The sequence below is a fragment of the Janthinobacterium sp. 61 genome (assembly GCF_002846335.1).
In the GTDB taxonomy this organism is placed as follows: Bacteria; Pseudomonadota; Gammaproteobacteria; order Burkholderiales; family Burkholderiaceae_D; genus Janthinobacterium.
The window spans coordinates 3,718,154-3,743,131 of sequence record NZ_PJMQ01000001.1 but is presented as its reverse complement, the minus strand read 5'-3'; the positions used below and the strand labels follow the sequence as shown (position 1 = coordinate 3,743,131).

Below are 24,978 nucleotides of genomic sequence, written 5' to 3'. Positions count from 1 at the left end.
CCTGTAAACTGTAAACGACTGCTATGATAACCTTTTTAGCGGCTTTCCGAAGAAAACAGCGCATGAACGACTCCGTATTTACCCATAGTCAAGAGCAATTGCAGCAACTAGCCCGTGATGTGTTGTCTTTTGCGCGGGAAGCGGGCGGCACCGACGCAGCCGTCGAAGTCAGCGAAGGCGGCGGCTTGTCCGTTTCTGTCCGAAAAAGCAAGATCGAGACGATCGAGCAAAACAAGGACAAGGGCATGGGCGTGACCGTGTTTGTCGGCAAGAAGCGCGGCAATGCCAGCACCTCCGATTTTTCGCCGTCCGCCTTGCGCGCCACGGTGGACGCCGCCTACAACATCGCCCGTTTCACGGCCGAAGACGATTGCGCCGGCCTGGCCGACGCCGACATGCTGGAAATGTCCCCACGCGACTTGCAACTGTTCTATCCCTGGTTGATTTCCGCCGAGGAAGCCGTCGTGCTGGCCCAGCGGGCCGAGGCGGCCGCGTTTGCCGTCGACCCGCGCATCACGAATAGCGAAGGCGCGGGCGTGCACGTGCAGCAATCGCACTTTGTCTCTGCCAATTCGCGCGGCTTCATCGGCGGCTACCCATTCTCTCGCCACACCCTGTCCGTGGCGCCCATCGCCGGCAAGGGGGCGAAGATGCAGCGCGACGACTGGTATTCGTCCGTGCGCGACGCCTCCAAAATGTCGAGTCCGGAAGCCATCGGCCGCTACGCCGCCGAGCGCGCCCTGTCGCGCCTGAACGCGCGCAAACTGGGCACGCGCACCTGTGCCGTCCTGTTCGAGGCGCCGTTGGCGGCCGGCTTGCTGGGTACCTATGTGCAAGCGACCTCGGGCGGCGCCCTGTACCGCAAATCCACGTTCCTCAACGATTGCCTGGGTACGCAAGTATTGCCGGATCATGTGCAGATCTTTGAAGACCCGCATGTGATCGGCGGCGTCGGTTCGGCCCCGTTCGACGAAGAGGGCGTGAAGACCGTCAGCCGCGATGTCGTCAAGAATGGCGTGGTGCAAGGCTATTTCCTGTCGACTTATACGGCCCGCAAGCTGGGCATGCAGACCACGGGTAACGCGGGCGGCTCGCACAATCTGTACCTGACGTCCAGCCAGACGGCCGCCACAGACGATCTTAGTGCCATGCTGAAAAAGCTGGGCACGGGTTTGCTGGTGACGGAACTGATGGGACAAGGAACCAATTACGTGACGGGCGACTATTCGCGCGGCGCGTCCGGTTTCTGGGTGGAAAATGGCGTGATTCAGTACCCGGTGGAAGAAATCACCATCGCCGGCAACATGAAGGACATGCTGCGCAACATCGTCGCCGTAGGCGCCGATGTGCTGCGCCGCGGCACCAAGGAGACGGGTTCCATCCTCATCGAGAGCATGGTGGTGGCGGGCGGTTGAACGGATGTATTTTTCTTGATCAAAAGGCGCCGCTGGCGCCTTTTTTCTTGTCCCTGTGTTTTTTTTTGCAGCGGTTTGATCGTCATACGGCGGAAATATTCGCTTCGTATGATGGCGCCATCTGACGTTATTTGCGCAATTTAGATGCTTTTAATGTAAGTAAGCCGAACTTCGTGATATTTCATGCAAGATGCGAGTCTTGCAGTAACGCGTCGTTGTTGATCCAACCTGCATAGTGAACTCTCCATGACCTACTCCCGTACCCGCATCGCCCGCGCGGTGGCCCTGTTGTGTGCCATGAACACCCTGTTCGTCAACCCGGCGCAAGCCCTTGGCGATGCGTCCGCCGCACCAGCTGCTGCCAGCGATACCCTTGAGGTACCGCAAGCCGTGATCGTCACCGGCACGCGCGGCAGCAATCGCACGCAGTTCGATACCATGGCGCCCGTGGATGTGTTCAACCGCGAAGATATCGGCGCCGTCGAGTCGTCGGACTTGAACGATGTACTGGCGCAACTCGTACCCTCGTACGTGGTGCAGCGCTTGCCGATGGCCGATGGGCAAGTGTTCGTGCGTCCCGCTACCTTGCGCGGCCTGTCGCCGGACCAGACTCTGGTGCTGATTAACGGCAAGCGCTTCCACCGCAGCGCTCTGCTGGGCGCGCGCGGCGCGCAGGCGCCGGATCTGGCGCAGATTCCCGTGTCCGCTATCAAGCGCATCGAAGTACTGCGCGACGGCGCCTCGGCCCAGTATGGCTCCGACGCGATTGCCGGCGTGATCAACATCATTCTTGACGACACGCCCGGTACGGAGATGTCCGTGCACCATTCTCAATATTCGGAAGGCGATGGCAAAGGTAATGAGCTCAACCTGAAGACGGGCTTTGCGTTTGGCGAGACGGGCAAGGCGACGATTTTCGGCGCGCTGGCCCAGTCCGACCCCACCTCGCGCACGCGCCAGCGAGCCGACGCCATCGCTTTCCAGAATGCCCATCCGGAACTGAAGGTCCCCAATCCCGTGCAGCGTTGGGGCCAGCCTGAGCTCGATAGCAAGCGCATCGGCTTCAATGCGAGCATGGCGCTGTCCGACACGATGGAACTGTACGGTTTCGGCCTGTTCAGCCGCAGCGACGGCACCTCGGACTTTAATTGGAGGAATCCCGACACCAGCACGGGCGCGTATAAAACCAGCAGCCTGTTCCCCGGCTGGGATTTGCGTAGTGTGTATGCGCTCGGCTTCAGCCCCAGCTATTCGAACGACCAGGATGACTTACAGCTGGTGGCCGGCGTGCGCGGTCACTTCAACGAGCGCTTCGGCTGGGATGTGAGTGCTTCCTACGGCCGCAACCGCATCGACTATAACTTGGCCAATTCCATCAACGCCTCAATGGGGCCGGGCAGCCCGACGTCGTTCTACCTGGGCCAGTTGTCGCAGGCGGAAAAGATTCTCAACGCCAACTTCAACTATGAATTGCCGGTGGCGTCCTTGCCGCAGCCGGTCAATATCGCATTCGGCGCCGAAGCGCGTAATGAAACGTATGGGGTGAAGGCGGGCGATGCGGCGTCCTGGACGGTCGGGCCGGGCGCCGCCATCGGCCTGGACGCAAACGCCAACGGCGCACCGGGTTTCAGCGACCGCCAAGCTGGCAGCTGGGGCCAGGACAGCTATGCAGCCTACCTGGACGTGGAAGTGCCCCTCACCAAGGCCCTGAGCCTGGGCGGTGCAGCCCGCTACGAACATTTCTCTGAATTCGGCAGCACCGTCAATGGCAAGTTATCGGCCCGCTATGCACTGAGTGAAGACCTGGCCCTGCGCGGCTCCTACTCGACGGGTTTCCGCGCGCCAACGCCCGGCCAGTCGAACACCAACAGCACGAACCAAGGCCTCGACACCAAGACCCTGTTGTTGTTTACCAGCGGCCGCCTGGCCAACAACGACCCGCTGGGCATCCTGCTCGGTGCGCAGGCGCTGAAGCCGGAAAAATCGAAAAACCTGTCGCTGGGCTTTACGTGGAAGACGCCGGCCGGCTTTTCCGGTTCCGTCGACGTGTATGACATCAAGGTCAGCGACCGCTTCAGCACGTCCGCTTCGTTTGCCGTTCCCGCTGGCGTGGCCAACCCCTTGCGTTACACTTCGGTCAGCTATTTCACGAACGACTTCGACACCACCACGCGCGGCATCGATATCGTCGGCAGCCACCTGAGCCGTATCGGCGACGGCAAGCTGAACCTGACCTTGGCCTACAACTACAACACCACCAAGGTCGATGGCGGCAAGTCCAGCCTGGTGACTAATTCGGCCCAGCGGCAAGTGTTTGAAGAGCGCCTGCCGCGCCAGAAAGCCACCATCAGCGGCAACTATGACCTGGGCAACTGGAATACCCTGGCCCGCGTACGCTACTACGGTGCGTGGACGGACAATTCCGGCAACGCGACGGGCGATATCTTCCAGCGTTTTGGCGCCATGCAATTTCTCGACCTGGCGGCCAGCTACAAGATCAGCGACAAGCAGTCGGTGCGCTTGGGTATCGACAACGTGCTGGACAAGTATCCTGATGAAGCAAGCTTCCAGGCCAGCCGCGGTCTGATCTATTCGCGCAATGCGCCGTACGACACGGACGGCCGTAATCTGTACGTCGAGTACAAAGTGAAATTTTAAGGGGGGATGATGATGAATCCACAACGCCGCGCCTTGTTGCGCGCCGGTTCGCTGGCGGTGGCGCTGCCCTTGACGGCGGGCGCCGGATCGGCTGCGGCAGCGTCCGCCGCCCTGTCTCCACCCTTGCCGCCATTGCCAGCGGTGCCAGCCGGCACCACGCCGGAATCCCTGGCCGGCAACCAGGCTTACTGGCAGGCCGTGGCCGCGCAATACGACACCACCGATGCCATCGTGCAACTGGACAATGCCTTCTGGGGCTCGATGGCCAGGCCCGTGCTGCGTCATTACGAGCAGCAATTGAGCATGGTCAACCGCGACAACGCCTGGTATGCGCGCATGCGCTTTCCGGCCGATTTTGAGGCGGCCCGCGCGGCGGCAGCCATGGCGCTGGGCGTGGGCATCGATGAAATCGTGTTGACGCGGGGCGCCACGGAAGCGCTGCAAGTCTTGATCGCCGGCTACAACCGCTTGCAGCCGGGCGATGCGGTGCTATTCGCGGATATCGATTACGACAATATGATCACCGTCACGCGCTGGCTGCAGCAACGGCGCGGCGCCCAGGTGGTATCGATTGCCATTCCGGAACCATTTACGCATGACAATGTCGTTGCTGTCTATGTTGCCGCCATGGAACGTCATCCGAAGCTGAAATTGATGCTGCTCACGCATGTCAATCACCGCAACGGCATGGTCATGCCCGTGGCCGAGATCAGCCACCTGGCGCGCGCACGGGGCATTGATGTGATCGTCGACACGGCGCATGGCTTTGGCCAGCTGGACATGACGATCCCCGATTTGCAGGCGGACTTTGCCGGCATCAACTTGCACAAATGGATAGGCGCGCCCGTGGGTGTGGGCGCTGCCTACATCAAGCGGGGCAGGTTGGCCGATATCGATCCGTACATGGGGGAACCGCGGGGGGGAAAGGCGGGCGACGATATCCGCACCCGCGTGCATACGGGCACGGTGAATTTCGCCGCCTACCTGAGTCTGCCGACGGCGCTGGACTTGCACGCGCACATAGGTGTGGCCAACAAGCAGGCGCGGCTACGGCTGCTGCGCAACCGCTGGGTCGAAGCGGCACGTGGCATCGATGGCATCGACGTGCTGGCGTCATCCGATCCGCGCCTGACGAGCGCCATCGCCTCGTTCCGGTTACAAGGCAAGACCAGCGTGGCCGACAGTTATGCCCTGTCGAAAAAGCTGGTACAGGACCACGGCATCTTTGCCGTGCCGCGCGACGGTCTGGCCAGCGGCGCGTGCGTGCGCGTCACGCCGGGCATCTTTACGCCCGAGTCGCATCTGGACAGCTTGGTCGATGCCCTGCGCAAGCTGGCCAAGGGCTGAGTTTGGTTTGAGATGGTCTCAATACTCTTCCCACTCGGTCTCGGCGACCGCGGCCAGTGCGACCGCCTTGCCTGATTTCCTGGCGGGTGCGGCAGTGGCCGTGACGCGTGGTGCGGCGGCAGGCTTGGCTGGCGCGCGGATGGCTGGAACCTGAACCGGCGGCAGCGCTTGCATGCCGTCGAGCTTGAACACGCTGACGGCTTCGGCCAGGATGCCGGCTTGATCCTGCAGCGCTTCGGACGCGGCCGCCGCTTCTTCCACGAGGGCGGCATTTTGCTGTGTCACGGCGTCCATTTCCGTGATGGCTTGGTTGATCTGCTCGATGCCCGCTTCCTGCTCGTTGCTGGCGGACGTGATCTCGGCCATGATGTCCGTGACGCGCCGCACGCTGCTTACGATCTCTTCCATGGTGCTGCCCGCCTGGTTCACCAGGGTGCTGCCCAGATTGACCTGGTGTACGGAATCGTCGATGAGGATCTTGATTTCCTTGGCGGCGGAGGCTGAGCGGTGAGCCAGGTTGCGCACTTCCGTGGCCACCACGGCAAAGCCACGGCCCTGCTCTCCCGCCCTGGCCGCTTCCACTGCCGCGTTCAGGGCCAGGATATTGGTCTGGAAGGCAATGCCGTCGATGACGCTGATGATGTCGACGATTTTCTTCGACGAGGCATTGATCGACTCCATGGTCGTGATCACTTTCGCCACCACCTGGCCGCCTTTGCTGGCCACGCTTGAGGCCGATTGCGCCATCTGGTTGGCCTGGCGTGCGTTTTCGCCATTCTGCTTGACGGTCGACGTCAATTCTTCCATCGACGATGCCGTTTCTTCCAGCGAACTGGCTTGCTGCTCCGTGCGCGAAGACAAGTCCATATTGCCGGAGGCGATTTCACGCGAGCCATGGGCGATGGCATCCGTGCCATGGCGCACGCGGGCCACGATGCCTTGCAAATTGTCGTTCATCTCTTTCAGGGCGCGCAGCAGCATGCCTGTTTCATCGGTGCCGCGCGCGTCGATGCTGCCCGACAAGTCGCCGGACGCGACCCGTTGGGCCACCTTGACGGCTTCGCCGATGGGCCGGCTGATGGAGCGGCTGATCAGGATGGCCAGCGCGATGGCGATCGCCGTCGCGGCAAGGGACAGGGACAGGGTCAGGATGATGGCCAGGCGCCCGTCGACGAGGGCTTGCTTGCCTTCGGCTGCCATCAGCGACTCCTGGAAGCCGGCCATGGCCGCCAGCGCCGTCAGGAATTTCTCTTGTGGATAGCGCAGCTGCGTCAGCAGGAAGATGCCTGCCGTTTCGGTTTTGCCCTCTTGCAGCAGTTTGATATTCGCATCGCGCGTCCTGGCATAGCTTTCGCGGCTGGTCATCACGGCCTGGAACAGTTCCTGGCCCTTGGGCGTGTTGATCAGGGTTTTCAGGCGCGCCAGCAGTTCCACGTTCTTTTTTGCCGACGCCTGAATCTTGCCCAGGGCACTGCTGACTTCGTCGGCATCGTTGGCGCCGATGATGGCATTGCTTAGCAGGCGGGCCTGGATATTGATCTCGGACTGGATCGTATTTGACAGCATGACCTTGACATAGCGGTCATTGAGGATTTTATCTGTCGATGCATTGATGTTGCGGATGCGGCTGACGGAAACAAAGGCCACCATGGCAAGCAGGACGATGATCAAGCCGAAACTGAGGCCCAGGCGGGTACTGATTTTGAGATTCGACATATGCAATCCATCCTGAGCTAAAGACAAACATCGTGTGGTCAGGTCAGCGCCGGCCTCATGGGAGGTGCTGCTGATACGGAAACGTTGTGGTACTGAAAGCTAGCTCGGCAGGTATGGGGCCGTGATGCCACGCAGATGCCGTGGGCGTGCATGCCGGGGAGGAGAGGGTGCCTTGTCATCCGGCATATTATTGTTGCAGGAGCACGCATGCCGGCATGCTCTGATTCGATGATTGAGTGTAGAACGATAATTTCCAACAGGCAAGACGTTCGTATAAAAATACGTTTTATCCGCAACGCAAGCCGCGCGTTGCGCGCTGGCATAAAAATACCCCGGCGTGCGGGGCATGGTGTCAAACAGGCAGGACGCCAGCCCTTGCGGGCCGGTTCGCTGCAAGCGCTCAGGCGCGCAGGCTGGCCAGAATAGGCTGCAAGACGGCGGCGCCCAGGGCGGCGCTGCGCGCGCCGCTCCAACCCGTTTGCGCGTCGGGATCGTTGGCATTGTCCTTGAACGGCAATTCCAGGGTCAGCGACAGGCAACCGAAGGCGTGCGTGATGTGGGGCGAACCCATGGTCAGCACTTCCGGCGTGAACGGGCCGTCTTCATAGCCGTGCTCATCCTGGAAGTCGGGACTGGCCACCTTGAAGTCGGCGATGAAGCGGTCTTGCTCGGCTTTTTGTGCCGGCGTGAAATTCTCCAGCGCATCGCTGCCGGCGACGAAGACGTAAGGCAAGCCTTCGTCGCCATGCACGTCGAGGAACAGATCGCAGCCGATTTCATGCATTTTCTGTTTCACCAGGAACACTTCCGGGCTGCGTTCCATCGTCGGCGTCATCCATTCGCGGTTCAGGTTGGCGCCGGCCGCGTTGGTGCGCAGGTTGCCATGCACGGAACCGTCCGGGTTCATGTTCGGCACCACGTAGAAGACGGCATCTTGCAGGCACTGGCGGGCAAAGGGATTGGCCTGGTCCAGCAATGCTTCAAGCATGCCTTCGACAAACCATTCTGCCATCGTTTCACCTGGATGCTGGCGCGCGATGACCCAGACTTTTTTCTCGGCATCGGCGTCGCCGACCACCAGCAGATTCATGTCACGGCCTTCCACGGTGCTGCCTAGGTCGATCAAGCGTACCAGCGGCGATGCTTGCGCGCTGTCGATCAGGGCCAGGTGGCGGTCCCATGGGTACGGTTCGAAGTAGGCGTAATACACGCTTTCCTCTTCCGGCGTGTGTTCGATGGTCATCACCGTGCCGTCAAAGCTGGTTGGCACGCGGAACCAGGTTTCGCGGTCATAGCTGGCCACGGCCTGGTAGTCTTTCCAGCCGTCCGGGTAAGCCGACTTGCCTGCATTCATGAAGCGGATCGTGCACGCTTCGCCTTGCGCGCCTTGCAGGCGGAAATAAAACCACTGCGTGATGTCGGCGTGGGAATCCTTGCGGATGTTCAGCTCGATGGATTGGGCATCGTCGGCGCGCAGCACCTCGATCGCGCCGGCGTCGAATTGCTGGCTGATTTTAATGGTCATGAGTGTTCCTGATAAAAACGTATGGGTTTTGCATCGTGTGCAATGGCGCGATGATACCTGTTTTGCGGTGGCCTTTGTGCTGGCGCAAACGATGACGGATGTACTTGGCTAAGGTGGAAGCTCCAACACGGGGAGAGCATCATGGATGACAACGGCAAACATTTACGCGAACTGGAAAAGAAAGTCAGCGCCCTCAGCGACGCCCTGGCGCACCTGGGCAAGGGAACGACCTTGCAGGAATTGCTGCGCATCCTGCGTTTTCCCGGCTATACGACACCGGCCGAATTCACCTTCAATGCCGCCATTCTCGACACCATGCTGGTGCAGGCCAATGCGCTGGAAAAGCTGGGGCAGGATTTGTTGGCGGGGGCCAAGCAGGTCGTCGCCAAGTAATGAAAGTTTGATAACGACGCTTGCTGAACGCCTGAAAAATGTTCAGGGCAAGGCGCGGGGCCGCAGGCAGTACGAACGTACGCCCAGGCCCTGCAACGCCGCCATGGACGTTTTGTCAGGTGTTCAGGCCGCCGAAACGTTCGTAGAACCAGGGCTCCACGTCTGGCGCGTGCTCATCCTCGCGCCGTAATGTGGCCAGGATATGGTCTTCGGCCGCCGCATAGGTGAGGCGGTACAGGTCGCGCGCCAGCGCATAGGCTTGCGTGCCGGGCCACGGTTCGGGCAGCAGTTCAACGGGCAGTTGCGGATCGTGTAACTGCACGCGGCGGTAGGCGTGCGTCAACAGCGAGCGGATGACGAAGGCTTGCTCGGCATCGAACACGGGCTCTTCTTGTAGCAGGGTCAGCAGCGGCTGGAAGCTGGCGATGAATTTTTCGTAGCCGGCCATCACTTCCGACAAGTCCCAGCATTCTCCCACCATGTCGCGCAGGGGCCGTGTGCTGACATCCGGCAACTCCGTAGTGTGGCAGACATACAGCTTGCCTTGTACGTCGTTGCGCACGAGGATGTCTTCCAGCGCCTCCGAGTTGCTGGCCGGATGGCCAAAGATGCCGGGAGAGATCAATCCATAGCCAGCCCACAATAATTCCTTGCGCAGCGCCCCCCGCTCGGCGGCGCCGATGCTTCCGGCCGGCCCGATCACCAGGGTCCAGCTGCCATCCCAGTGCACGACCAGTGGCGCATAGATGCGGCGATAAGCGCGCTCAAAGCGGACCAGCGCCTCCGGGCGTATCGTATAGGCGCTACGGCGGCCGTCGCGCTGCGAGCTGAGCCAGCCCTCCTGCGCAAGGCGGAACACGCTGGTGCGCAGCAGGCGGTCATTTACGCCAAATGGTGCCAGCAGGTCGATCAGACTGCCCAGCCAGATGGCGCCGCCGCGCGGCACGATGGCGTCGCCAAAAATGGTCATCACCAGGGACTTCGAGCGCGGTGGGTCGCTTTCCAGGAAATCGGCTATCCATGCCGTGCAGCGGGTGTTCTTCATGTGGTTCCGGTCTGGCCGTGTTGCGGTCGATTCAATAAAAGCAGCAGTTTACTTGGCTGTGCGGGTAGCGCGTCAATAATTTGCAGGAAGCGCTGGTGGCACTTCGCAGTGTTTTCTCATCAGCAATATCATACGCACAAAAAAGCCGCACAAGATACGAATTTTTAAAATGACTCACATCAAGTGTATGCAAATCGTTTTTTGTATCGTATTATCTGTTCATCGCACCGCATTGCTGCGCAAAATCAAGACATGGGAGACAGATCATGTACGCACAAATGGTTGAAACCGGCCTCAAGAACGTCCGTTCCATCGATGACATGGGGGCGGAAGAGCGCGCTTTTCAGGCGCGTATCGACGAAGGCATCAAGATCGAAGCCAAGGACTGGATGCCGGACGCTTACCGCAAGACCCTGATCCGCCAGATTTCGCAGCATGCGCATTCGGAAATCGTCGGTCAATTGCCCGAAGGTAACTGGGTCACGCGCGCACCGACCTTGAAACGCAAGTCCATCCTGCTGGCGAAGATTCAGGATGAAGCGGGTCACGGCCTGTACCTGTACAGCGCTGCCGAAACCCTGGGCGTGTCGCGCGACGATCTGCTTGCTGCCTTGCACTCGGGCAAAGCCAAGTATTCCAGCATCTTTAACTATCCCACCCTGTCGTGGGCCGACATGGGCGCCATCGGCTGGCTGGTCGACGGCTCTGCCATCATCAACCAGATTCCCCTCTGCCGCTGCTCGTATGGCCCGTATGCCCGTGCCATGATCCGCGTCTGCAAGGAAGAATCATTCCATGCCCGCCAGGGCTACGACATCATGATGTCACTGTGCAAGGGCACGCCAGAACAGAAAGCCATGGCACAGGATGCGCTGAACCGCTGGTGGTGGCCGTCCTTGATGATGTTCGGTCCGTCCGACGCCGCCTCCGTCAACAGCGCCCAATCGGCGCAATGGCGCATCAAGCTGTTCTCGAATGATGAATTGCGCCAGCGCATGGTCGACCAGACCGTGCCGCAAATCGAGTACCTGGGCTTGACCGTGCCCGATCCCGACCTGAAGTTCAATGCGGAGACGGGCCACTATGAATTTGGCGAAATCGACTGGTCCGAGTTCAACAATGTCCTGAAGGGCAATGGCCCGTGCAACCGCGAGCGCCTGCAAACGCGGGTCAAGGCGTATGAAGACGGTGCATGGTTCCGCGATGCCTTGCTCGCGTATGCAGACAAACAAGCCGCAGTCAAAGCGGCAGCGTAAATACATAAGACAGATAGGGGAGAGCAACATGAGCAAAGAATGGCCATTGTGGGAAGTTTTCATCCGCAGCCAGCACGGCCTGGCGCACAAGCATGTGGGCAGCCTGCACGCCTCCGACGCCACCATGGCGGTCAACCATGCGCGCGACGTCTACACGCGCCGCAATGAAGGCGTAAGCATCTGGGTGGTGCGCGCGGCCGACATCGTGGCCAGCAGCCCCGGCGACAAGGGTGCCCTGTTCGAGCCGTCGAACAGCAAGGTGTACCGCCATCCCACCTTCTTCCCGATGCCGGAAGAAGTCAAGAACCTGTGATGGGAGCGCTTGCAATGGATGACAAAGTCAATTACCTCTTGCGCCTGGGCGACAATGCCCTGATTCTCAGCCAGCAGTTGTCGCAGCTGTGCGGCAAGGGTCCCGCGCTGGAAGAGGACATGGCGCTGACCAATGTGGCGCTCGACCTCCTGGGCCAGACGCGTTTGTGGTTCAGCTATGCGGCCGAACTGGAAAACGCGGGTCGCGACGAAGATGACATCGCCTTTTTGCGCGATGCCCACGACTTCAAGAATTGTTTGCTGCTGGAGCAGCCGAACGGCAATTACGCCGACACCATGATGCGCCAGTTCTTCTTCGATACCTGGCACTACTTCCAGCTGCTGGAACTGGCGAAATGCAGTGATCCACGCATCGTCGAAGTGGCGCAGAAGTCGATCAAGGAAGTGACCTATCACCTGCGCCGCAGCGGTGACCTGATCGTGCGTCTCGGCGACGGTACGGCGGACAGCCATGCCAAGACGCAGGCGGCGGCCGACAAACTGTGGATGTACACGGGCGAGATGTTCAAGTACGACGCCGTCGACCAGGCCATGCTTGCCAACGGCATCGCACCGCCATCGGACGTGTTGCGCCAGGCCTTCCTCGAACACGTGGCCGAGATTTTCGACGAAGCCACCTTGACCATGCCGGCGCCCGACGCCTGGATGCAAAAGGGCGGCAAGCAGGGCACGCACACGGAATACCTGGGATTCATCCTGGCCGAGATGCAATTCCTGCAGCGCGCCTATCCCGGGGCGGAGTGGTAATGAACGCGCCCGCGGCAGCGCTGGAAGCCGCCCAGGTCTGGGCCTGGCTGGGCGACGTGCCGGACCCGGAAATTCCCGTCATTTCGGTGGTGGACCTGGGCATCGTACGCGCCGTCGACGTGGTCAGCAGCGACGAGTGCATCGTGACGATCACGCCCACCTATTCGGGCTGCCCGGCCATGCAGGTAATCGCCGATGCCGTCACGGATGCCTTGCGCAGCCATGGCGTGGCCAAGGTGACACTGGTGAACCAGCTGGCGCCCGCCTGGACCACGGACTGGATGAGCGAGGCGGGCAAGGCCAAGCTGAAAGGCTATGGCATCGCCCCGCCGCAGCAGCAGGTGATCGACATCAGCGGCTTGAAGGGGGGTGTCAAGCGCCAGCCCATGCCGACGCTGGAGGTGATCTGCCCGAATTGCGGTTCCGCGCACACGCAGCTGACCAGCCAGTTCGGCTCCACGCCCTGCAAGGCCCTGTACAAATGCCTGGCTTGCCGCGAACCGTTTGACTACTTCAAGTGCCACTAAAAAAAACAGGCACACGTTCCGAAGAAACTGGAGATGAAGCATGAGTAAATTTTATCCGCTGTCCGTGGCGAACGTGCGCAATGAAACGCGCGACACCATCGCCGTCACTTTCGACGTGCCAGCCGACCTGCAGCAGCAGTTCCGCTTCCAGCAGGGTCAGCACCTGACCCTGCGCGCCAATATCAATGCGGAAGACGTGCGCCGCTCGTATTCCATCTGTTCTGCGGTGCAGGATGGCACTCTGCGTGTGGCCATCAAGCGCACGCCGGGCGGCGCTTTTTCCACCTGGGCGAACGACACCTTGAAGGCTGGCGCCACCATCGAGGTGATGCCGCCCATGGGGCACTTCAACGTGCCGCTCGACTGCGTCAACCGCAAGCACTACCTGGCGTTCGCAGCCGGCAGCGGCATCACGCCCATTCTCTCCATCATCAAGACGACCCTGCTGACGGAACCATTGAGCCGCTTCACCCTGTTCTACGGCAACCGCGCTTCGTCGTCCGTCATCTTCAAGGAAGAATTGACGGATTTGAAGGATGTGTACCTGGAGCGTTTGAACCTGGTGTACGTGATGAGCCGCGAGCAGCAGGACATCGAATTGTTCAATGGCCGCATCACGCAGGAAAAATGCGAACAATTCCTGCAGCACTGGATCAAGGTCGAAGATTACGACAACGCCTTCATCTGCGGCCCGGAAGACATGATGCTGGGCGTCTCCGCCGCCCTGCAGGCGGCCGGCATGCCGAAGCAGAACATCAAGATTGAACTGTTCGCCGCCAGCATCCCGAAAAACGCCCACAAGCCGCGCGCCCAGCTCGACGCGGGCGCCGTGCAGGAAACGGAAGTGACCGTCATCATGGATGGCAACCACACCTCCTTCACGATGGACAAGGACAAGGAATCGATCCTCGATGCGGGCCTGCGCCATGGCATCGACATGCGCTACTCGTGCAAGGGCGGCGTATGCTCGACCTGCCGCTGCAAGATCCTCGATGGCAAGGTCGAAATGGACGTCAACTACGCGCTGGAAGACTATGAAGTAGCGCGCGGCTTCGTCCTCAGCTGTCAGAGTTTCCCGCTCACCGACAAGGTCGTGGTCGACTTCGACCAGGCAGAGTAAAGCCGGCGCAGGGCACGCGCCCCGCCGTACCCATTAAAAAAACGAGACGCCATGAGCTACCAGAATATCCTCTTCACCATCGAGCAGGGCATCGCCACGCTGACCCTGAATCGTCCCGACAAGCTCAACAGCTTTACCCAGGCCATGCACGAGGAAGTACGCGATGCGATTGCGAAAGTAAACGCCGACGGCTCCGTGCGTGTCTTCGTGCTGACGGGCGCGGGGCGCGGATTTTGCGCAGGCCAGGATTTGTCCGACCGCGCCGTCGAACCAGGTTCGAAGGGCGTGGACCTGGGCGAGTCGGTGGAAAAGAACTATGCGCCGCTGGTGCTGGCCTTGAAAGCACTGCCGATGCCCGTGATTTGCGCCGTCAATGGCGTCGCCGCCGGCGCGGGCGCCAACCTGGCGCTGGCCTGCGACATCGTCATCGCTGGCAAGTCGGCCAGTTTCGTGGAAGTGTTCTGCAAGCTGGGCCTGATTCCCGATACGGGCGGCACTTTCTTCCTGCCACGCTTGATCGGTTCCGCGCGCGCCATCGGCCTGGCCATGCTCGGTGAAAAACTGACGGCGGAAAAAGCGGAAGACTGGGGCCTGATCTGGAAATGCGTCGAGGATGCCCAACTGCTGGAGGAAACGCGCAAGCTGGCCGTGCACTTTTCCACGGCGCCGACCAAGGGCTTGGCGTTCACCAAGCAGGCGCTGGCCGCCAGCGGCGCCAATACCCTGCCGCAGCAGCTGGCGCTGGAAGCGCGCATGATGAGCGAACTCGGTAACAGCGACGATTACCGCGAAGGCGTGGCAGCCTTCATGGAAAAGCGCGCACCGCAATTCAAGGGACACTGATATGACCGCATTGGCAAACAACAGTATCGTCGCCGTCATCGGCAGCGGCGCCATGGGCGCCGGTATCGCACAGGTGGCGGCGGCTGCCGGTTACCGGGTAAAACTGTACGACACGCGCGCGGAAGCTGTGAGCAAGGCATTGCTCGATATTGGCAAGATGTACGCAAAGCTGGCGGAAAAGGGCCGCATGACGGTGGACGAAGCGGCCGCCGCCACGGCGCGCCTGCAGGCGGCCGGCAGCCTGGCCGACGTTGCAGATGCCGCGCTGGTAGTGGAAGCCATCGTGGAAAACCTCGACGTCAAGCGCGGCCTGTTCGCCGAACTGGAAGCCGTGGTCAGCGACGACTGCATCCTGGCGACGAACACCTCGTCGATTTCCGTGACGGCCATCGCCGCCAAGCTGCGCCGCCCGGAACGCCTGGTCGGCATGCACTTCTTCAACCCGGTTCCCTTGATGGCGCTGGTGGAAGTGATCAGTGGCCTGGCTACCAGCGAGCAAGTCGCCGCCACCGTGTATGACACGTCGATTGCCTGGGGCAAGAATCCCGTGCATGCGAAATCGACGCCCGGCTTCATCGTCAACCGTGTCGCCCGTCCGTTTTACGCAGAAGGCTGGCGTTTGCTGAGCGAGCAGGCAGGCGATCCCGCCACCATCGACGCGGTTCTGCGCGAAGCGGGCGGTTTCCGCATGGGCCCATTCGAGTTGATGGACTTGATCGGCCACGACGTCAATTTTTCCGTTACCCAATCCGTGTTCGGCGCCTATTTCAACGACCCGCGCTTCACGCCGTCCGTGCTGCAGCAGGAAATGGTCAACGCCGGTTTCCTGGGTCGCAAATCGGGCCGTGGCTTTTACCAGTATCACGAAGGCGCGCCGGCCCCCGTGGCGCAGGCGGAAAGCGCGCAGCCGAAGCCGGAATTTGTTGCCCTGTCGGCGGCCATCGGCGGCGATGGCCGTGGCCACAGCGGCGTCATTCGCAGCCTGGTGCAGCGCCTGGAGCAGGCGGGCATCACCGTGAGCCGCCGCGTGATGCAGGAAGGCCAGACACACGACGAGGCGCCCGCCCTGCATTGCCATGGCGCCGCGATTTATCTGACCGATGGGCGCAGCGCCACCCAGCGCGCGCACGATAACCAGCATCCGGACACGGTGCTGTTCGACCTGGCGCTCGATTACGCCGGGGCAAAACGCATCGCCGTGGCGCGTGCCGACCAGTGCAGCGATGCCGCCTATGCGGCCGTCGTCGGCCTGTTCCAGGCGGCCGGTTTCATCGTCACGCGCCTGGACGACGTGCCTGGCCTGGCTGTCATGCGCACGGTCGCCATGCTGGCCAACGAGGCAGCCGATGCTGTCAACCAGGGCGTGTGCACGGTGGCTGCCGCCGATATCGCCATGCAGAAGGGCGTCAACTATCCGCGCGGACCGCTGGCCTGGGCCGATGCGGTGGGCATACAACACATCGTGACCGTGCTGCACCACCTGGCGCATGGCTATGGCGAAGACCGCTACCGTGTTTCGCCGCTGCTGCGCCGCAAACTTGCCACTGGAGCGACGTTTCATGCCGAATGAAGATCACAACATGACTGCACAGGCATTGGCCGAAGCGGCGGCCGCTTCCATGCTGTCGCGCGACAACGCCACCGCTGCCATGGGCATCGCCCTGGCCGAGGTGGGCCCCGGCCATGCGCGCATGACGATGACGGTGCGCGCCGACATGCTCAACGGACACCAGACCTGCCACGGCGGTTTCATCTTCGCCCTGGCCGACAGCGCCTTCGCGTTTGCCTGCAACAGCTACAACATGAATACCGTGGGCGCCGGCTGCACCATCGATTACCTGGCGCCAGGCCGCGAGGGCGACGTGCTGACGGCGCACGCGGTCGAACAGGCGCTGGCCGGCAAGAGCGGCGTCTACGACGTCAAGGTCAGCAACCAGGAAGGGCGCGCCATCGCGCTCTTTCGCGGCAAGTCGATCCGTGTGGCGGGTGAAGTCATTAGCGGCTGAGGTGACAAGTGAGGTTACAAGAGCAGCTTCGAACTGCCGCAGCTGATTTGAAAAGTTAAAGAACCAATTAGGAGACAATGATGGTCCAACGTACGCCTTCCCCAAATGACCTCGAGCCGATCGAGCGCGCCAGCAAGGATGAATTGCAGGCGCTGCAGCTTGAACGCATGAAATGGACGCTCAAGCACGCGTATGACAACGTGCCCCATTACCGTGCCGCTTTTGACGAAGCTGGCGTGCATCCGGACGACCTGAAGTCGCTGTCCGACTTGTCGAAATTCCCGTTCACCGATAAAAAAGTCTTGCGTGACAATTACCCGTTTGGCCTGTTCGCCGTGCCGCGCGAGCAAGTTGTGCGCATCCACGCGTCGAGCGGCACCACGGGCAAGGCAACGGTGGTTGGCTACACGCAGAACGACATCGATACCTGGGCCAACGTGGTGGCGCGCTCGATCCGCGCCGGCGGTGGCCGCGCGGGCGACATGGTGCATATCTCCTACGGCTACGGCCTGTTCACGGGCGGCCTGGGTGCGCACTATGGGGCCGAGCGCCTGGGCTGCACCGTCATCCCGATGTCGGGTGGCCAGACGGAAAAGCAGGTACAACTGATCCAGGATTTCAAGCCATCGATTATCATGGTCACGCCGTCGTACATGCTCAACATCATCGAGGAATTCACGCGCCAGGGTCTCGATCCGGCTGAATCGTCACTGAAGGTGGGCATCTTCGGTGCCGAGCCGTGGACCGACGCCATGCGTTCGGAAATCGAAGCGCGCGCCGGCATCGACGCCGTCGACATCTATGGCCTGTCCGAAGTAATGGGGCCTGGCGTGGCTTCCGAATGCATCGAAAGCAAGGACGGTCCCGTCATCTGGGAAGACCATTTTTATCCCGAGATCATCGATCCGGAAACGGGCGAAGTGCTGCCGGATGGCGAAGAGGGCGAACTGGTCTTCACCTCGCTGTCGAAGGAGGCGCTGCCCGTTATCCGCTACCGCACCCGCGACCTTACCCGCTTGCTGCCGCCCACCTCACGCTCGATGCGCCGCATTGGCAAGATCACGGGCCGCTCGGATGACATGCTGATTATCCGCGGCGTGAACGTCTTTCCCACGCAGATCGAAGAGCTGATTTTGAAGATGCCGAAGCTGGCGCCGCAATACCAGCTGGTGGTCACGCGCGACGGCCACCTCGACAAGCTTGAAGTGATCGCCGAGCTGCGTATCGATCTCACTGCCACCATCTCGGCCAGCGAGACCGAAGGTCTGGCGCGCGAGCTGGAACACCGCATCAAGACGCATGTGGGCGTGAGCACGCGCGTGCGCCTTGTGGCCGCCGCCGGCATCGAACGCACCCTGACGGGCAAGGCCCGCCGCGTGGTCGACCAGCGCCCGAAGATTTTCTCCTGATAGCCAGAACAAGGAAACACACATGAACGACGCTTTTATCTGTGACGCCGTACGCACCCCCTTTGGCCGCTATGGCGGTGCCCTGGCCGGCGTGCGCGCGGATGACCTGGGCGCGCTGCCGATCGCCGCGCTGATCGCCCGCAACCCGTCCGTCGACTGGTCCGCCATCGACGATGTGTTCTATGGCTGCGCCAACCAGGCGGGCGAGGACAACCGCAACGTCGGCCGCATGGCCGCGCTGCTGGCTGGCTTGCCTGCCTCCGTACCCGCCAATACCATCAATCGCCTGTGCGGCTCCAGCCTGGACGCCGTCGGCATGGCCGCTCGCTCCATCAAGGCGGGCGAGGCGGAACTGATCATCGCCGGCGGCGTGGAAAGCATGACGCGCGCGCCTTTCGTGATGGGCAAGGCTGACAGCGCATTCTCGCGCGCTGCGAAAATTGAAGACACGACCCTGGGCTGGCGCTTCGTCAACGGCAAGATGAAGGCGCAGTACGGCATCGATACCATGCCGGAAACGGCGGAAAACGTGGCCGTGGAATTTGGCATCAGCCGCACCGACCAGGATGCGCTGGCCTTGCGCAGCCAGCAGCGCTGGGCCGCCGCTAACGCGGCTGGCGTCTTCGAGCGCGAAATCGTGCCTGTTGCCGTGCCGCAGAAAAAAGGCGAGCCGAAGATGGTGACGATGGATGAACATCCGCGTCCCGATACTTCGCTGGACATGCTGGCAAAGCTCAAGGGCGTGGTCAAGCCGGATGGCACGGTCACGGCCGGCAATGCCTCGGGCCTGAACGACGGCGCCTGCGCCATCCTGCTGGCGTCCGCCGCCGCCGTGGATAAATACAAATTGACGCCGCGCGCAAAAGTGCTGGGCATGGCCACGGCCGGTCTGGCGCCGCGCATCATGGGCTTTGGACCCTCGCCAGCCTCGCGCAAGGTGCTGGCGCAGACAGGATTGACCATCGAGCAGATGGATGTCATCGAGCTCAATGAGGCGTTTGCGGCCCAGGCACTGGCCGTCACGCGCGACCTGGGCCTGGCTGACGACGCGGCCCACGTGAACCCGAATGGCGGCGCGATTGCCATCGGCCATCCGCTGGGCGCATCGGGCGCGCGCCTGGTGATGGCGGCCCTGAACCAGCTGGAACGCACGGGCGGGCGCTATGCGTTGTGCACCATGTGCATCGGCGTGGGGCAGGGTATTGCTGTAGTAATTGAACGCGTATAACAAAGTAAAAACAAAAAAGGCGCAGGCTTGTAAAAAAGCGCCAACAATACATTGACCGTAGTGCCAACCTGGTGGAGACCACAATGATTGCCAATATTTTCAAGAAAACCCTGATCGCCGGTGTGCTGGCGATGTCCGCTGCGGGCGCGTATGCGGCCGATAACATCAAGATCGGTTCCGTGCTGTCCGTCACGGGACCTGCCGCCTTTCTGGGCGATCCGGAGCTGAAAACCCTGCAGCTGTATATCGAGAAGATCAATGCGGCAGGCGGTGTGCTGGGACGCAAGCTGGAACTGGTGCACTACGATGATGGCAGCGACGCGGCCAAGGCCAACGGTTTTACCAAGCGCCTGATCGAGTCGGACAAGGTCGATGTGCTGATTGGTGGCACCACCACGGGTGCGACGATGGCGATGGCGCCACTGGTGGAGCGCGCCAGCATGCCGTTCATCTCGCTGGCGGGCGCTGTAGTCATTATCGATCCGGTCAAGAAATGGGTGTTCAAGACGCCGCATACGGACCGCATGGCTGCCGAGAAGGTGTTCGAAGACATGAAAAAGCGCGGCATCAGCAAGGTAGGCCTGCTGTCGGAAACGAGCGGCTTCGGCGCCTCGGGCCGCAAGGAATCGCAGATCGTCGCCTCGAAATATGGCATCACGCTGGTGGCCGATGAAACCTATGGACCGAAAGATACGGACATCACGGCGCAGCTCACGCGCATCAAGAACACGGCTGGCGTGCAAGCCGTATTCGTCTTTGGACTGGGCCAGGGCCCTGCGGTCGTGACCAAGAACTATGGCCAGCTGGGCATGGCCGCACTGCCGCTGTATCAGTCGCACGGCGTGGCATCGGACGAGTATCTGAAACTGTCGGGCAAGGCTGCCGAAGGCGTGCGTCTGCCAACGCCGGCCCTGCTGATCGGCGCCATGCTGCCGGACAGCGACGCGCAAAAGGCCATCGTGGTTGGCTACGACAAGACGTATAAAGAGCGCTACAAGATCGATCCGTCGACCTTTGGCGGCTATGCGCTCGATGCCCTGAACCTGTCGGTGGATGCCATCAAGCGCGCAGGGGGAACGGACCGCGAAAAAGTGCGCACGGCGCTGGAACAGACCAAGGGTTTTGTGGGCACCACCGGTGTCTTCAACATGTCGGCCAAAGACCACATGGGCCTGGACCTGTCGGCGTTCCGCATGGTGGAAGTGAAGAACGGCGAATGGCAATTGTCGAAATAATGTAAGCCGGAAGTACCTGCGCGAGGCCGTCCTCGAAGGCGGCCCGCGCATAGCCGAACATAATGGAGACACCATGGAAGTCGCTCAATTTTTACAATTTCTGTATTCCGGGATGACGGTCGGTTCCGCCTACGCGCTGGCGGCGCTGGGCTTCACCATCATCTACAACACCAGCGGCGTGATCAACTTCGCGCAAGGCGAATTCATCATGCTGGGCGGGATGCTGGCCGCCGTGATGTCCGCCGCTGGCGTGCCGCTGCCGCTGGCCATCATCCTGGCCGTCATCGCCACGGGCCTGGTTGGCCTGTTGATGGAAAAAGCCGTGATCGAACCGGCGCAAAATGCGCAGGTCATCACCCTGCTGATCATTACCATCGGCGCCTCGCTGGTGCTGCGTGGCCTGGTGCAAATCTGGCTGGGCAAGGATACGCATACATTGCCAGCCTTTTCCGGCGACGCGCCGATCGAATTCCTGGGCGCCAGCCTGCTGCCGCAAAGCCTGTGGGTGCTGGGTGTCACCGTCGTCATCGTGCTGGTGCTGGGCTGGTTCTTTGGCCGCACGCTGATGGGCAAGGCCATGCTGGCCACATCGCACAACAAGCTGGCCGCGCAACTGGTGGGCATCAACACGCGCAAGGTACTGCTGTTTTCGTTCGGCTTGTCAGCCTTGCTGGGCGCGGCTGGCGGTATTCTGGTCGCACCGATCACCTACACCTCGTATGACGCGGGCATCATGCTGGGTCTGAAAGGTTTTGTCGCCGCCGTACTTGGTGGCCTTGGCGGTGGCGTGGGTGCAATTGCCGGTGGCCTCATTCTCGGCATCGCTGAAGCCATGACGGCCGGCTACATCTCCTCGGCCTACAAGGACGCCGTGCCTTTCGTGCTGATCCTGTTGATTCTGTTCTTCCTGCCGCAAGGCTTGTTTGGTGCTAAAAATTCGGAGCGTGTATGAAGACGCGGTTGCCAACATTCTTTACCCGCTCGCGTCACGGTGGCTTGCTGGTGCTGGCTCTGGTGCTGGCCATCTTGCCGCTGTTCCTCACCAACGCGTTCTACTATGACGTGGCGATCCGCATTGCGCTCAACGCCATCGTCGTCATCGGCCTGAATCTCCTGATGGGCTACACAGGCCAGATCAGCCTGGGCCACGCGGGTTTCTATGGCCTGGGTGCGTACGCGTCGGCCGTGCTGACCACGCACTACAGCTGGCCCCCGTTAGCTGCCCTGGCGGCGGGTGCCGTCGCCACGGGTCTGCTGGCCCTGCTGCTGGCGCGTCCCGTCCTGAAGCTCAAGGGCCATACCCTGGCCATGGCGACCCTGGGCCTGGGCATCATCATTTCCATCGTCATCAACAACGAAACGCAGTGGACGGGCGGCCCGGACGGCATCGGCGTCTCCGCCTTCAGTGTCGCCGGCCTGGAAATCGCCGGTGAAAAATCGTGGTACCTGGTGTGCGCCGTGCTGCTGTTGCTGGTCACGTGGCTGGCACTGAACCTGATCGATTCGCCCGTCGGGCGCGCGCTGCAGGCGATTCACGGCTCGGAAGTGGCGGCACGCGTGGTCGGTGTCGACACGACCCGCTTCAAGGTGCGCGTGTTCGTGCTGTCGGCAGTCATTGCCAGTATTGCAGGCAGCATCAGCGCCCACTACATCGGTTTTATCACCCCCAACCTGGCCGGCTTCTTCCACTCGATCGAGCTGGTGACGATGGTGGTGGTGGGCGGCATGGCATCGATCTTCGGTTCCATCATCGGTGCGGCCCTGCTGACGATCCTGCCGCAACTGCTATCCAGTTTTGAAGGCTGGGAAACGGTGGTGTTCGGCGTGATCCTGATGGCGACCATGATTTTCATGCCGAAAGGTCTCGTACCCAGCCTGGCCAGCCGTTCGCGCAAGCGGGCAGGGGTGCCGCAGGCACCCAAAGCCGACGAAGGCACGGCAAAACCATCGGCACAGGAGGTGTGAAATGCTGACGATTAATAGTCTGAGCAAGAGCTTTGGCGGCGTGCACGCGGTGCAGGACGTGAGCTTCACCGTCAAGGAAGGCAATATCCACTCCGTGATCGGGCCGAATGGCGCCGGCAAGACGACCTTGTTCAATTTGATTACGGGCGTGTACACGCCGACCAAGGGCGAGATTTTGCTGAATGGCGAGAACGTGGCTGCCATGCCGCCCGATGCGCTGGCGCGGCGCGGCATGAGCCGCACCTTCCAGAATCTGCAGGTGTGCATGAACATGACGGCCATAGCCAATGTGATGGTGGGCGCGCACCTGCGCTTGAACCAGAACCTGTTCGCTTCCATGCTGCGTTTGCCGTCCGTACGCCGTGCCGATGCGGTATGCCGCGACGAGGCGGCGGGCCTGATGGAGTTTGTCGGCGTGGGCCGGCATATTGACGACGAGGCGGGTCAGATGTCGTATGGCGCATTAAAGCGCCTGGAAATCGCCCGCGCACTGGCGGCCAAGCCGAAGGTGCTGCTGCTCGATGAACCGGCCGCTGGCCTGAACCATACGGAGACGGGCGAGATCGAAGCCTTGATACGCAAGGTGGCGCAATCGGGCGTGACGGTGGTGCTGGTCGAGCATGACATGAAACTGGTGATGAACCTGTCGGACCATATCCTGGTGCTCGACTATGGCAAGAAGCTGGCCGAAGGGACCGCCGCCGAAGTGCGCGCCAATCCCGATGTGGTGGCGGCGTATCTGGGAGTGGCTGCATGAAGTACGAAAAAAATCAGGAAAAACATCAGACGCCGCTGGTGCTCGATATCAAGGGCTTGACCAGCCACTATGGCCGCATTCAGGCCCTGCACGGCATCGACCTGCAGGTGCGCCAAGGGCAACTGGTGGCGCTGGTGGGCGCGAATGGCGCCGGCAAGACGACCCTGCTGCGGGCGATTTCCGGCGTGCAGCCGATCAGCGCCGGCAGCATCGCCTTCGCCGGTCAGGACGTCAGCCGCATGAGCGCCGACAGGCGCGTGCGCGCCGGCATTTGCCAAGTGCCGGAAGGGCGGCAAGTGTTCGGCCCCATGACGGTGGAAGACAATCTGCGCCTGGGCGCTTTTACACGCCCCGCACAGGACGTGGCGGGTGACATGGAGCGCATGTATGGCCTGTTCCCGATTTTGAAGGAAAAGCGGCTGCTGCTGGCCGGGACCTTATCGGGCGGGCAGCAGCAGATGCTGGCCATGGCGCGCGCACTGATGGGCCGTCCACAACTGCTGTTGCTCGACGAACCGAGCATGGGCCTGGCACCCTTGCTGATCGCGGAAATCTTCCGCATCGTGGCCGAACTGCGCGACCAGGGCATCACCATCTTCCTCGTCGAGCAGAACGCGCACGCCGCCCTGTCGATCGCCGACGTGGGCTATGTGATCGAGACGGGCGCCATCACGCTGTCCGGTCCCGGTCCCGAGTTACTGCTTAACGAGCAGGTACAAAGCGCCTACTTGGGTATGTGAAGACGTAGGTCGGATTAGCGCTTGCGCGTAATCCGACATCAGCCGCTACGGCCGGCAATAATGTTTTGGAGAGCAACATGGTCAAAGTCTACGAAATCAACGGCGTCACCCCCGTCGTCCACCCCAGCGCCTATGTGCACCCGTCGGCTGTACTGATTGGCGACGTGATCGTCGGGCCGCGCTGCTACATCGGCCCGCTGGCCTCGATCCGCGGCGACTTCGGCCGCCTGATCCTGGAAGAGGGCGCGAATCTGCAGGACACCTGCGTCATGCACGGCTTCCCCGGCTGCGACACGGTAGTCGAAGTCGACGGACATATCGGTCACGGCGCCGTGCTGCACGGCTGCCGCATCGGCCGCAACGCGCTGGTCGGCATGAACGCCGTGGTGATGGATAACGCCATCATTGGCGAGGAATCCATCGTCGCCGCCATGAGTTTCGTCAAGGCGGGCATGATCGTTGCGCCGCGCAGCATGGTGGTCGGCACGCCAGCCAAGGTGATACGGTCGCTCACCGACGATGAAATCAAATGGAAGAGTTCGGGCACGGGCCAGTACCACGAACTGGCCGTACGCTCGATGCAGACGATGCGCGAAGTGGAAGCCCTGACGGAAGTCGAGGCGAACCGCCAGCGTCTCAATTTCGAATCCGCATTGCCGCTGCACTTGCACAAGAACGCCGCAGCGCAATAAACAATATGGGCGTAGGTCGGA

23 protein-coding genes are annotated in these 24,978 nt (G+C 61.5%); 20 read left to right on the top strand and 3 right to left on the bottom strand.

All coding sequences use genetic code 11. The annotated features are described in order from the left end of the window. Positions 1-62 precede the first annotated feature (62 nt). The 3 genes from pmbA to CLU92_RS17025 all read left to right on the top strand — a co-directional run bounded on the left by pmbA (position 63) and on the right by CLU92_RS17025 (position 5,420). Positions 63-1,415 carry a metalloprotease PmbA gene (gene pmbA / locus CLU92_RS17035; RefSeq protein ID WP_101482859.1) on the top strand — a complete coding sequence of 451 codons (1,353 nt, stop codon included), beginning with the start codon at positions 63-65 and terminating at the stop codon, positions 1,413-1,415. Between the two features lie 246 nt (positions 1,416-1,661). After that, positions 1,662-4,073, top strand: a complete 2,412-nt coding sequence (locus tag CLU92_RS17030) for a TonB-dependent siderophore receptor (RefSeq protein ID WP_218973467.1) — start codon at positions 1,662-1,664, stop codon at positions 4,071-4,073. A 9-nt stretch (positions 4,074-4,082) separates the two neighbouring features. Then, on the top strand, positions 4,083-5,420 hold the full coding sequence (locus tag CLU92_RS17025; protein ID WP_218973466.1) for an aminotransferase class V-fold PLP-dependent enzyme: 1,338 nt from the start codon (positions 4,083-4,085) through the stop codon (positions 5,418-5,420). Between the two features lie 18 nt (positions 5,421-5,438). Here CLU92_RS17025 and CLU92_RS17020 read toward each other — a convergent pair whose 3' ends face one another. After that, positions 5,439-7,136 (bottom strand): methyl-accepting chemotaxis protein, encoded by a 1,698-nt coding sequence (locus CLU92_RS17020; protein ID WP_143452615.1) that lies wholly within the window; start codon positions 7,134-7,136, stop codon positions 5,439-5,441. 400 nt (positions 7,137-7,536) lie between these two features. Then, positions 7,537-8,661 (bottom strand): M14-type cytosolic carboxypeptidase, encoded by a 1,125-nt coding sequence (locus CLU92_RS17015; protein ID WP_101482857.1) that lies wholly within the window; start codon positions 8,659-8,661, stop codon positions 7,537-7,539. Between the two features lie 141 nt (positions 8,662-8,802). On the opposite strand from CLU92_RS17015, the gene CLU92_RS17010 reads away from it, so the two are divergent. After that, positions 8,803-9,054 (top strand): hypothetical protein, encoded by a 252-nt coding sequence (locus tag CLU92_RS17010; RefSeq protein WP_101482856.1) that lies wholly within the window; start codon positions 8,803-8,805, stop codon positions 9,052-9,054. Between the two features lie 115 nt (positions 9,055-9,169). Here CLU92_RS17010 and paaX read toward each other — a convergent pair whose 3' ends face one another. Next, the gene (gene paaX, locus CLU92_RS17005; RefSeq protein ID WP_101482855.1) at positions 9,170-10,099 is read right to left on the bottom strand and encodes a phenylacetic acid degradation operon negative regulatory protein PaaX; all 930 of its coding nucleotides are present in this window, start codon (positions 10,097-10,099) and stop codon (positions 9,170-9,172) included. 266 nt (positions 10,100-10,365) lie between these two features. Between paaX and paaA the strand changes: the two genes are divergently transcribed. The 16 genes from paaA to paaY all read left to right on the top strand — a co-directional run bounded on the left by paaA (position 10,366) and on the right by paaY (position 24,957). Further along, positions 10,366-11,355: a 1,2-phenylacetyl-CoA epoxidase subunit PaaA gene (gene paaA / locus CLU92_RS17000; protein ID WP_101482854.1), complete on the top strand. Its 990-nt coding sequence runs from the start codon at positions 10,366-10,368 to the stop codon at positions 11,353-11,355. Positions 11,356-11,383: 28 nt separating this feature from the next. Further along, entirely contained in the window at positions 11,384-11,668 is a 285-nt protein-coding gene (gene paaB, locus CLU92_RS16995; protein ID WP_034746356.1) for a 1,2-phenylacetyl-CoA epoxidase subunit PaaB, read from the top strand. 14 nt (positions 11,669-11,682) lie between these two features. After that, positions 11,683-12,435, top strand: coding sequence for a 1,2-phenylacetyl-CoA epoxidase subunit PaaC (paaC, locus tag CLU92_RS16990; RefSeq protein ID WP_101482853.1), 753 nt, complete (start codon positions 11,683-11,685; stop codon positions 12,433-12,435). After that, on the top strand, positions 12,435-12,962 hold the full coding sequence (gene paaD, locus CLU92_RS16985) for a 1,2-phenylacetyl-CoA epoxidase subunit PaaD (protein WP_101482852.1): 528 nt from the start codon (positions 12,435-12,437) through the stop codon (positions 12,960-12,962). Before paaC ends, paaD begins: the two co-directional genes overlap by 1 nt. A gap of 40 nt (positions 12,963-13,002) precedes the next feature. Continuing rightward, complete coding sequence (paaE, locus tag CLU92_RS16980; protein ID WP_101482851.1) at positions 13,003-14,082, top strand: 1,2-phenylacetyl-CoA epoxidase subunit PaaE; 1,080 nt, start codon at positions 13,003-13,005, stop codon at positions 14,080-14,082. A gap of 51 nt (positions 14,083-14,133) precedes the next feature. Beyond that, entirely contained in the window at positions 14,134-14,925 is a 792-nt protein-coding gene (paaG, locus tag CLU92_RS16975) for a 2-(1,2-epoxy-1,2-dihydrophenyl)acetyl-CoA isomerase PaaG (RefSeq protein ID WP_101482850.1), read from the top strand. Between the two features lies 1 nt (position 14,926). Then, positions 14,927-16,495 carry a 3-hydroxyacyl-CoA dehydrogenase PaaH gene (gene paaH, locus CLU92_RS16970; RefSeq protein ID WP_101482849.1) on the top strand — a complete coding sequence of 523 codons (1,569 nt, stop codon included), beginning with the start codon at positions 14,927-14,929 and terminating at the stop codon, positions 16,493-16,495. Further along, a complete protein-coding gene (paaI, locus tag CLU92_RS16965) occupies positions 16,485-16,931 on the top strand; it encodes a hydroxyphenylacetyl-CoA thioesterase PaaI (protein WP_101482848.1) in 447 nt (148 codons plus the stop codon). The genes paaH and paaI overlap by 11 nt, the downstream gene beginning before the upstream one ends. A gap of 80 nt (positions 16,932-17,011) precedes the next feature. Further along, positions 17,012-18,340: a phenylacetate--CoA ligase PaaK gene (gene paaK, locus CLU92_RS16960; protein WP_101484734.1), complete on the top strand. Its 1,329-nt coding sequence runs from the start codon at positions 17,012-17,014 to the stop codon at positions 18,338-18,340. A 22-nt stretch (positions 18,341-18,362) separates the two neighbouring features. Beyond that, on the top strand, positions 18,363-19,568 hold the full coding sequence (pcaF, locus tag CLU92_RS16955; protein ID WP_101482847.1) for a 3-oxoadipyl-CoA thiolase: 1,206 nt from the start codon (positions 18,363-18,365) through the stop codon (positions 19,566-19,568). A gap of 83 nt (positions 19,569-19,651) precedes the next feature. Continuing rightward, entirely contained in the window at positions 19,652-20,803 is a 1,152-nt protein-coding gene (locus CLU92_RS16950; protein WP_101482846.1) for an ABC transporter substrate-binding protein, read from the top strand. A gap of 73 nt (positions 20,804-20,876) precedes the next feature. Further along, complete coding sequence (locus CLU92_RS16945) at positions 20,877-21,755, top strand: branched-chain amino acid ABC transporter permease (RefSeq protein WP_101482845.1); 879 nt, start codon at positions 20,877-20,879, stop codon at positions 21,753-21,755. Next, a complete protein-coding gene (locus CLU92_RS16940; protein ID WP_101482844.1) occupies positions 21,752-22,768 on the top strand; it encodes a branched-chain amino acid ABC transporter permease in 1,017 nt (338 codons plus the stop codon). The genes CLU92_RS16945 and CLU92_RS16940 overlap by 4 nt, the downstream gene beginning before the upstream one ends. A gap of 1 nt (position 22,769) precedes the next feature. Beyond that, positions 22,770-23,525 (top strand): ABC transporter ATP-binding protein, encoded by a 756-nt coding sequence (locus CLU92_RS16935; protein WP_101482843.1) that lies wholly within the window; start codon positions 22,770-22,772, stop codon positions 23,523-23,525. Further along, entirely contained in the window at positions 23,522-24,265 is a 744-nt protein-coding gene (locus CLU92_RS16930; protein WP_101482842.1) for an ABC transporter ATP-binding protein, read from the top strand. Before CLU92_RS16935 ends, CLU92_RS16930 begins: the two co-directional genes overlap by 4 nt. A gap of 77 nt (positions 24,266-24,342) precedes the next feature. Beyond that, positions 24,343-24,957, top strand: coding sequence for a phenylacetic acid degradation protein PaaY (paaY, locus tag CLU92_RS16925; protein WP_101482841.1), 615 nt, complete (start codon positions 24,343-24,345; stop codon positions 24,955-24,957). The last annotated feature ends 21 nt before the right edge of the window (positions 24,958-24,978 follow it).

Bases quoted from the DNA above. Each gene is read 5' to 3' on its own strand.
- paaI (WP_101482848.1), top strand. From the start codon at position 16,485: ATGCCGAATGAAGATCACAACATGACTGCACAGGCATTGGCCGAAGCG.
- paaG (WP_101482850.1), top strand. From the start codon at position 14,134: ATGAGCTACCAGAATATCCTCTTCACCATCGAGCAGGGCATCGCCACG.
- CLU92_RS16940 (WP_101482844.1), top strand. From the start codon at position 21,752: ATGAAGACGCGGTTGCCAACATTCTTTACCCGCTCGCGTCACGGTGGC.
- CLU92_RS17025 (WP_218973466.1), top strand. From the start codon at position 4,083: ATGATGAATCCACAACGCCGCGCCTTGTTGCGCGCCGGTTCGCTGGCG.
- paaH (WP_101482849.1), top strand. From the start codon at position 14,927: ATGACCGCATTGGCAAACAACAGTATCGTCGCCGTCATCGGCAGCGGC.
- paaD (WP_101482852.1), top strand. From the start codon at position 12,435: ATGAACGCGCCCGCGGCAGCGCTGGAAGCCGCCCAGGTCTGGGCCTGG.
- CLU92_RS17030 (WP_218973467.1), top strand. From the start codon at position 1,662: ATGACCTACTCCCGTACCCGCATCGCCCGCGCGGTGGCCCTGTTGTGT.
- paaB (WP_034746356.1), top strand. From the start codon at position 11,384: ATGAGCAAAGAATGGCCATTGTGGGAAGTTTTCATCCGCAGCCAGCAC.
- paaY (WP_101482841.1), top strand. From the start codon at position 24,343: ATGGTCAAAGTCTACGAAATCAACGGCGTCACCCCCGTCGTCCACCCC.
- paaC (WP_101482853.1), top strand. From the start codon at position 11,683: ATGGATGACAAAGTCAATTACCTCTTGCGCCTGGGCGACAATGCCCTG.
- paaE (WP_101482851.1), top strand. From the start codon at position 13,003: ATGAGTAAATTTTATCCGCTGTCCGTGGCGAACGTGCGCAATGAAACG.
- CLU92_RS16950 (WP_101482846.1), top strand. From the start codon at position 19,652: ATGATTGCCAATATTTTCAAGAAAACCCTGATCGCCGGTGTGCTGGCG.
- paaK (WP_101484734.1), top strand. From the start codon at position 17,012: ATGGTCCAACGTACGCCTTCCCCAAATGACCTCGAGCCGATCGAGCGC.
- pmbA (WP_101482859.1), top strand. From the start codon at position 63: ATGAACGACTCCGTATTTACCCATAGTCAAGAGCAATTGCAGCAACTA.
- paaA (WP_101482854.1), top strand. From the start codon at position 10,366: ATGTACGCACAAATGGTTGAAACCGGCCTCAAGAACGTCCGTTCCATC.
- CLU92_RS17010 (WP_101482856.1), top strand. From the start codon at position 8,803: ATGGATGACAACGGCAAACATTTACGCGAACTGGAAAAGAAAGTCAGC.
- CLU92_RS16935 (WP_101482843.1), top strand. From the start codon at position 22,770: ATGCTGACGATTAATAGTCTGAGCAAGAGCTTTGGCGGCGTGCACGCG.
- CLU92_RS16945 (WP_101482845.1), top strand. From the start codon at position 20,877: ATGGAAGTCGCTCAATTTTTACAATTTCTGTATTCCGGGATGACGGTC.
- CLU92_RS17020 (WP_143452615.1), bottom strand. From the start codon at position 7,136: ATGTCGAATCTCAAAATCAGTACCCGCCTGGGCCTCAGTTTCGGCTTG.
- pcaF (WP_101482847.1), top strand. From the start codon at position 18,363: ATGAACGACGCTTTTATCTGTGACGCCGTACGCACCCCCTTTGGCCGC.
- paaX (WP_101482855.1), bottom strand. From the start codon at position 10,099: ATGAAGAACACCCGCTGCACGGCATGGATAGCCGATTTCCTGGAAAGC.
- CLU92_RS17015 (WP_101482857.1), bottom strand. From the start codon at position 8,661: ATGACCATTAAAATCAGCCAGCAATTCGACGCCGGCGCGATCGAGGTG.
- CLU92_RS16930 (WP_101482842.1), top strand. From the start codon at position 23,522: ATGAAGTACGAAAAAAATCAGGAAAAACATCAGACGCCGCTGGTGCTC.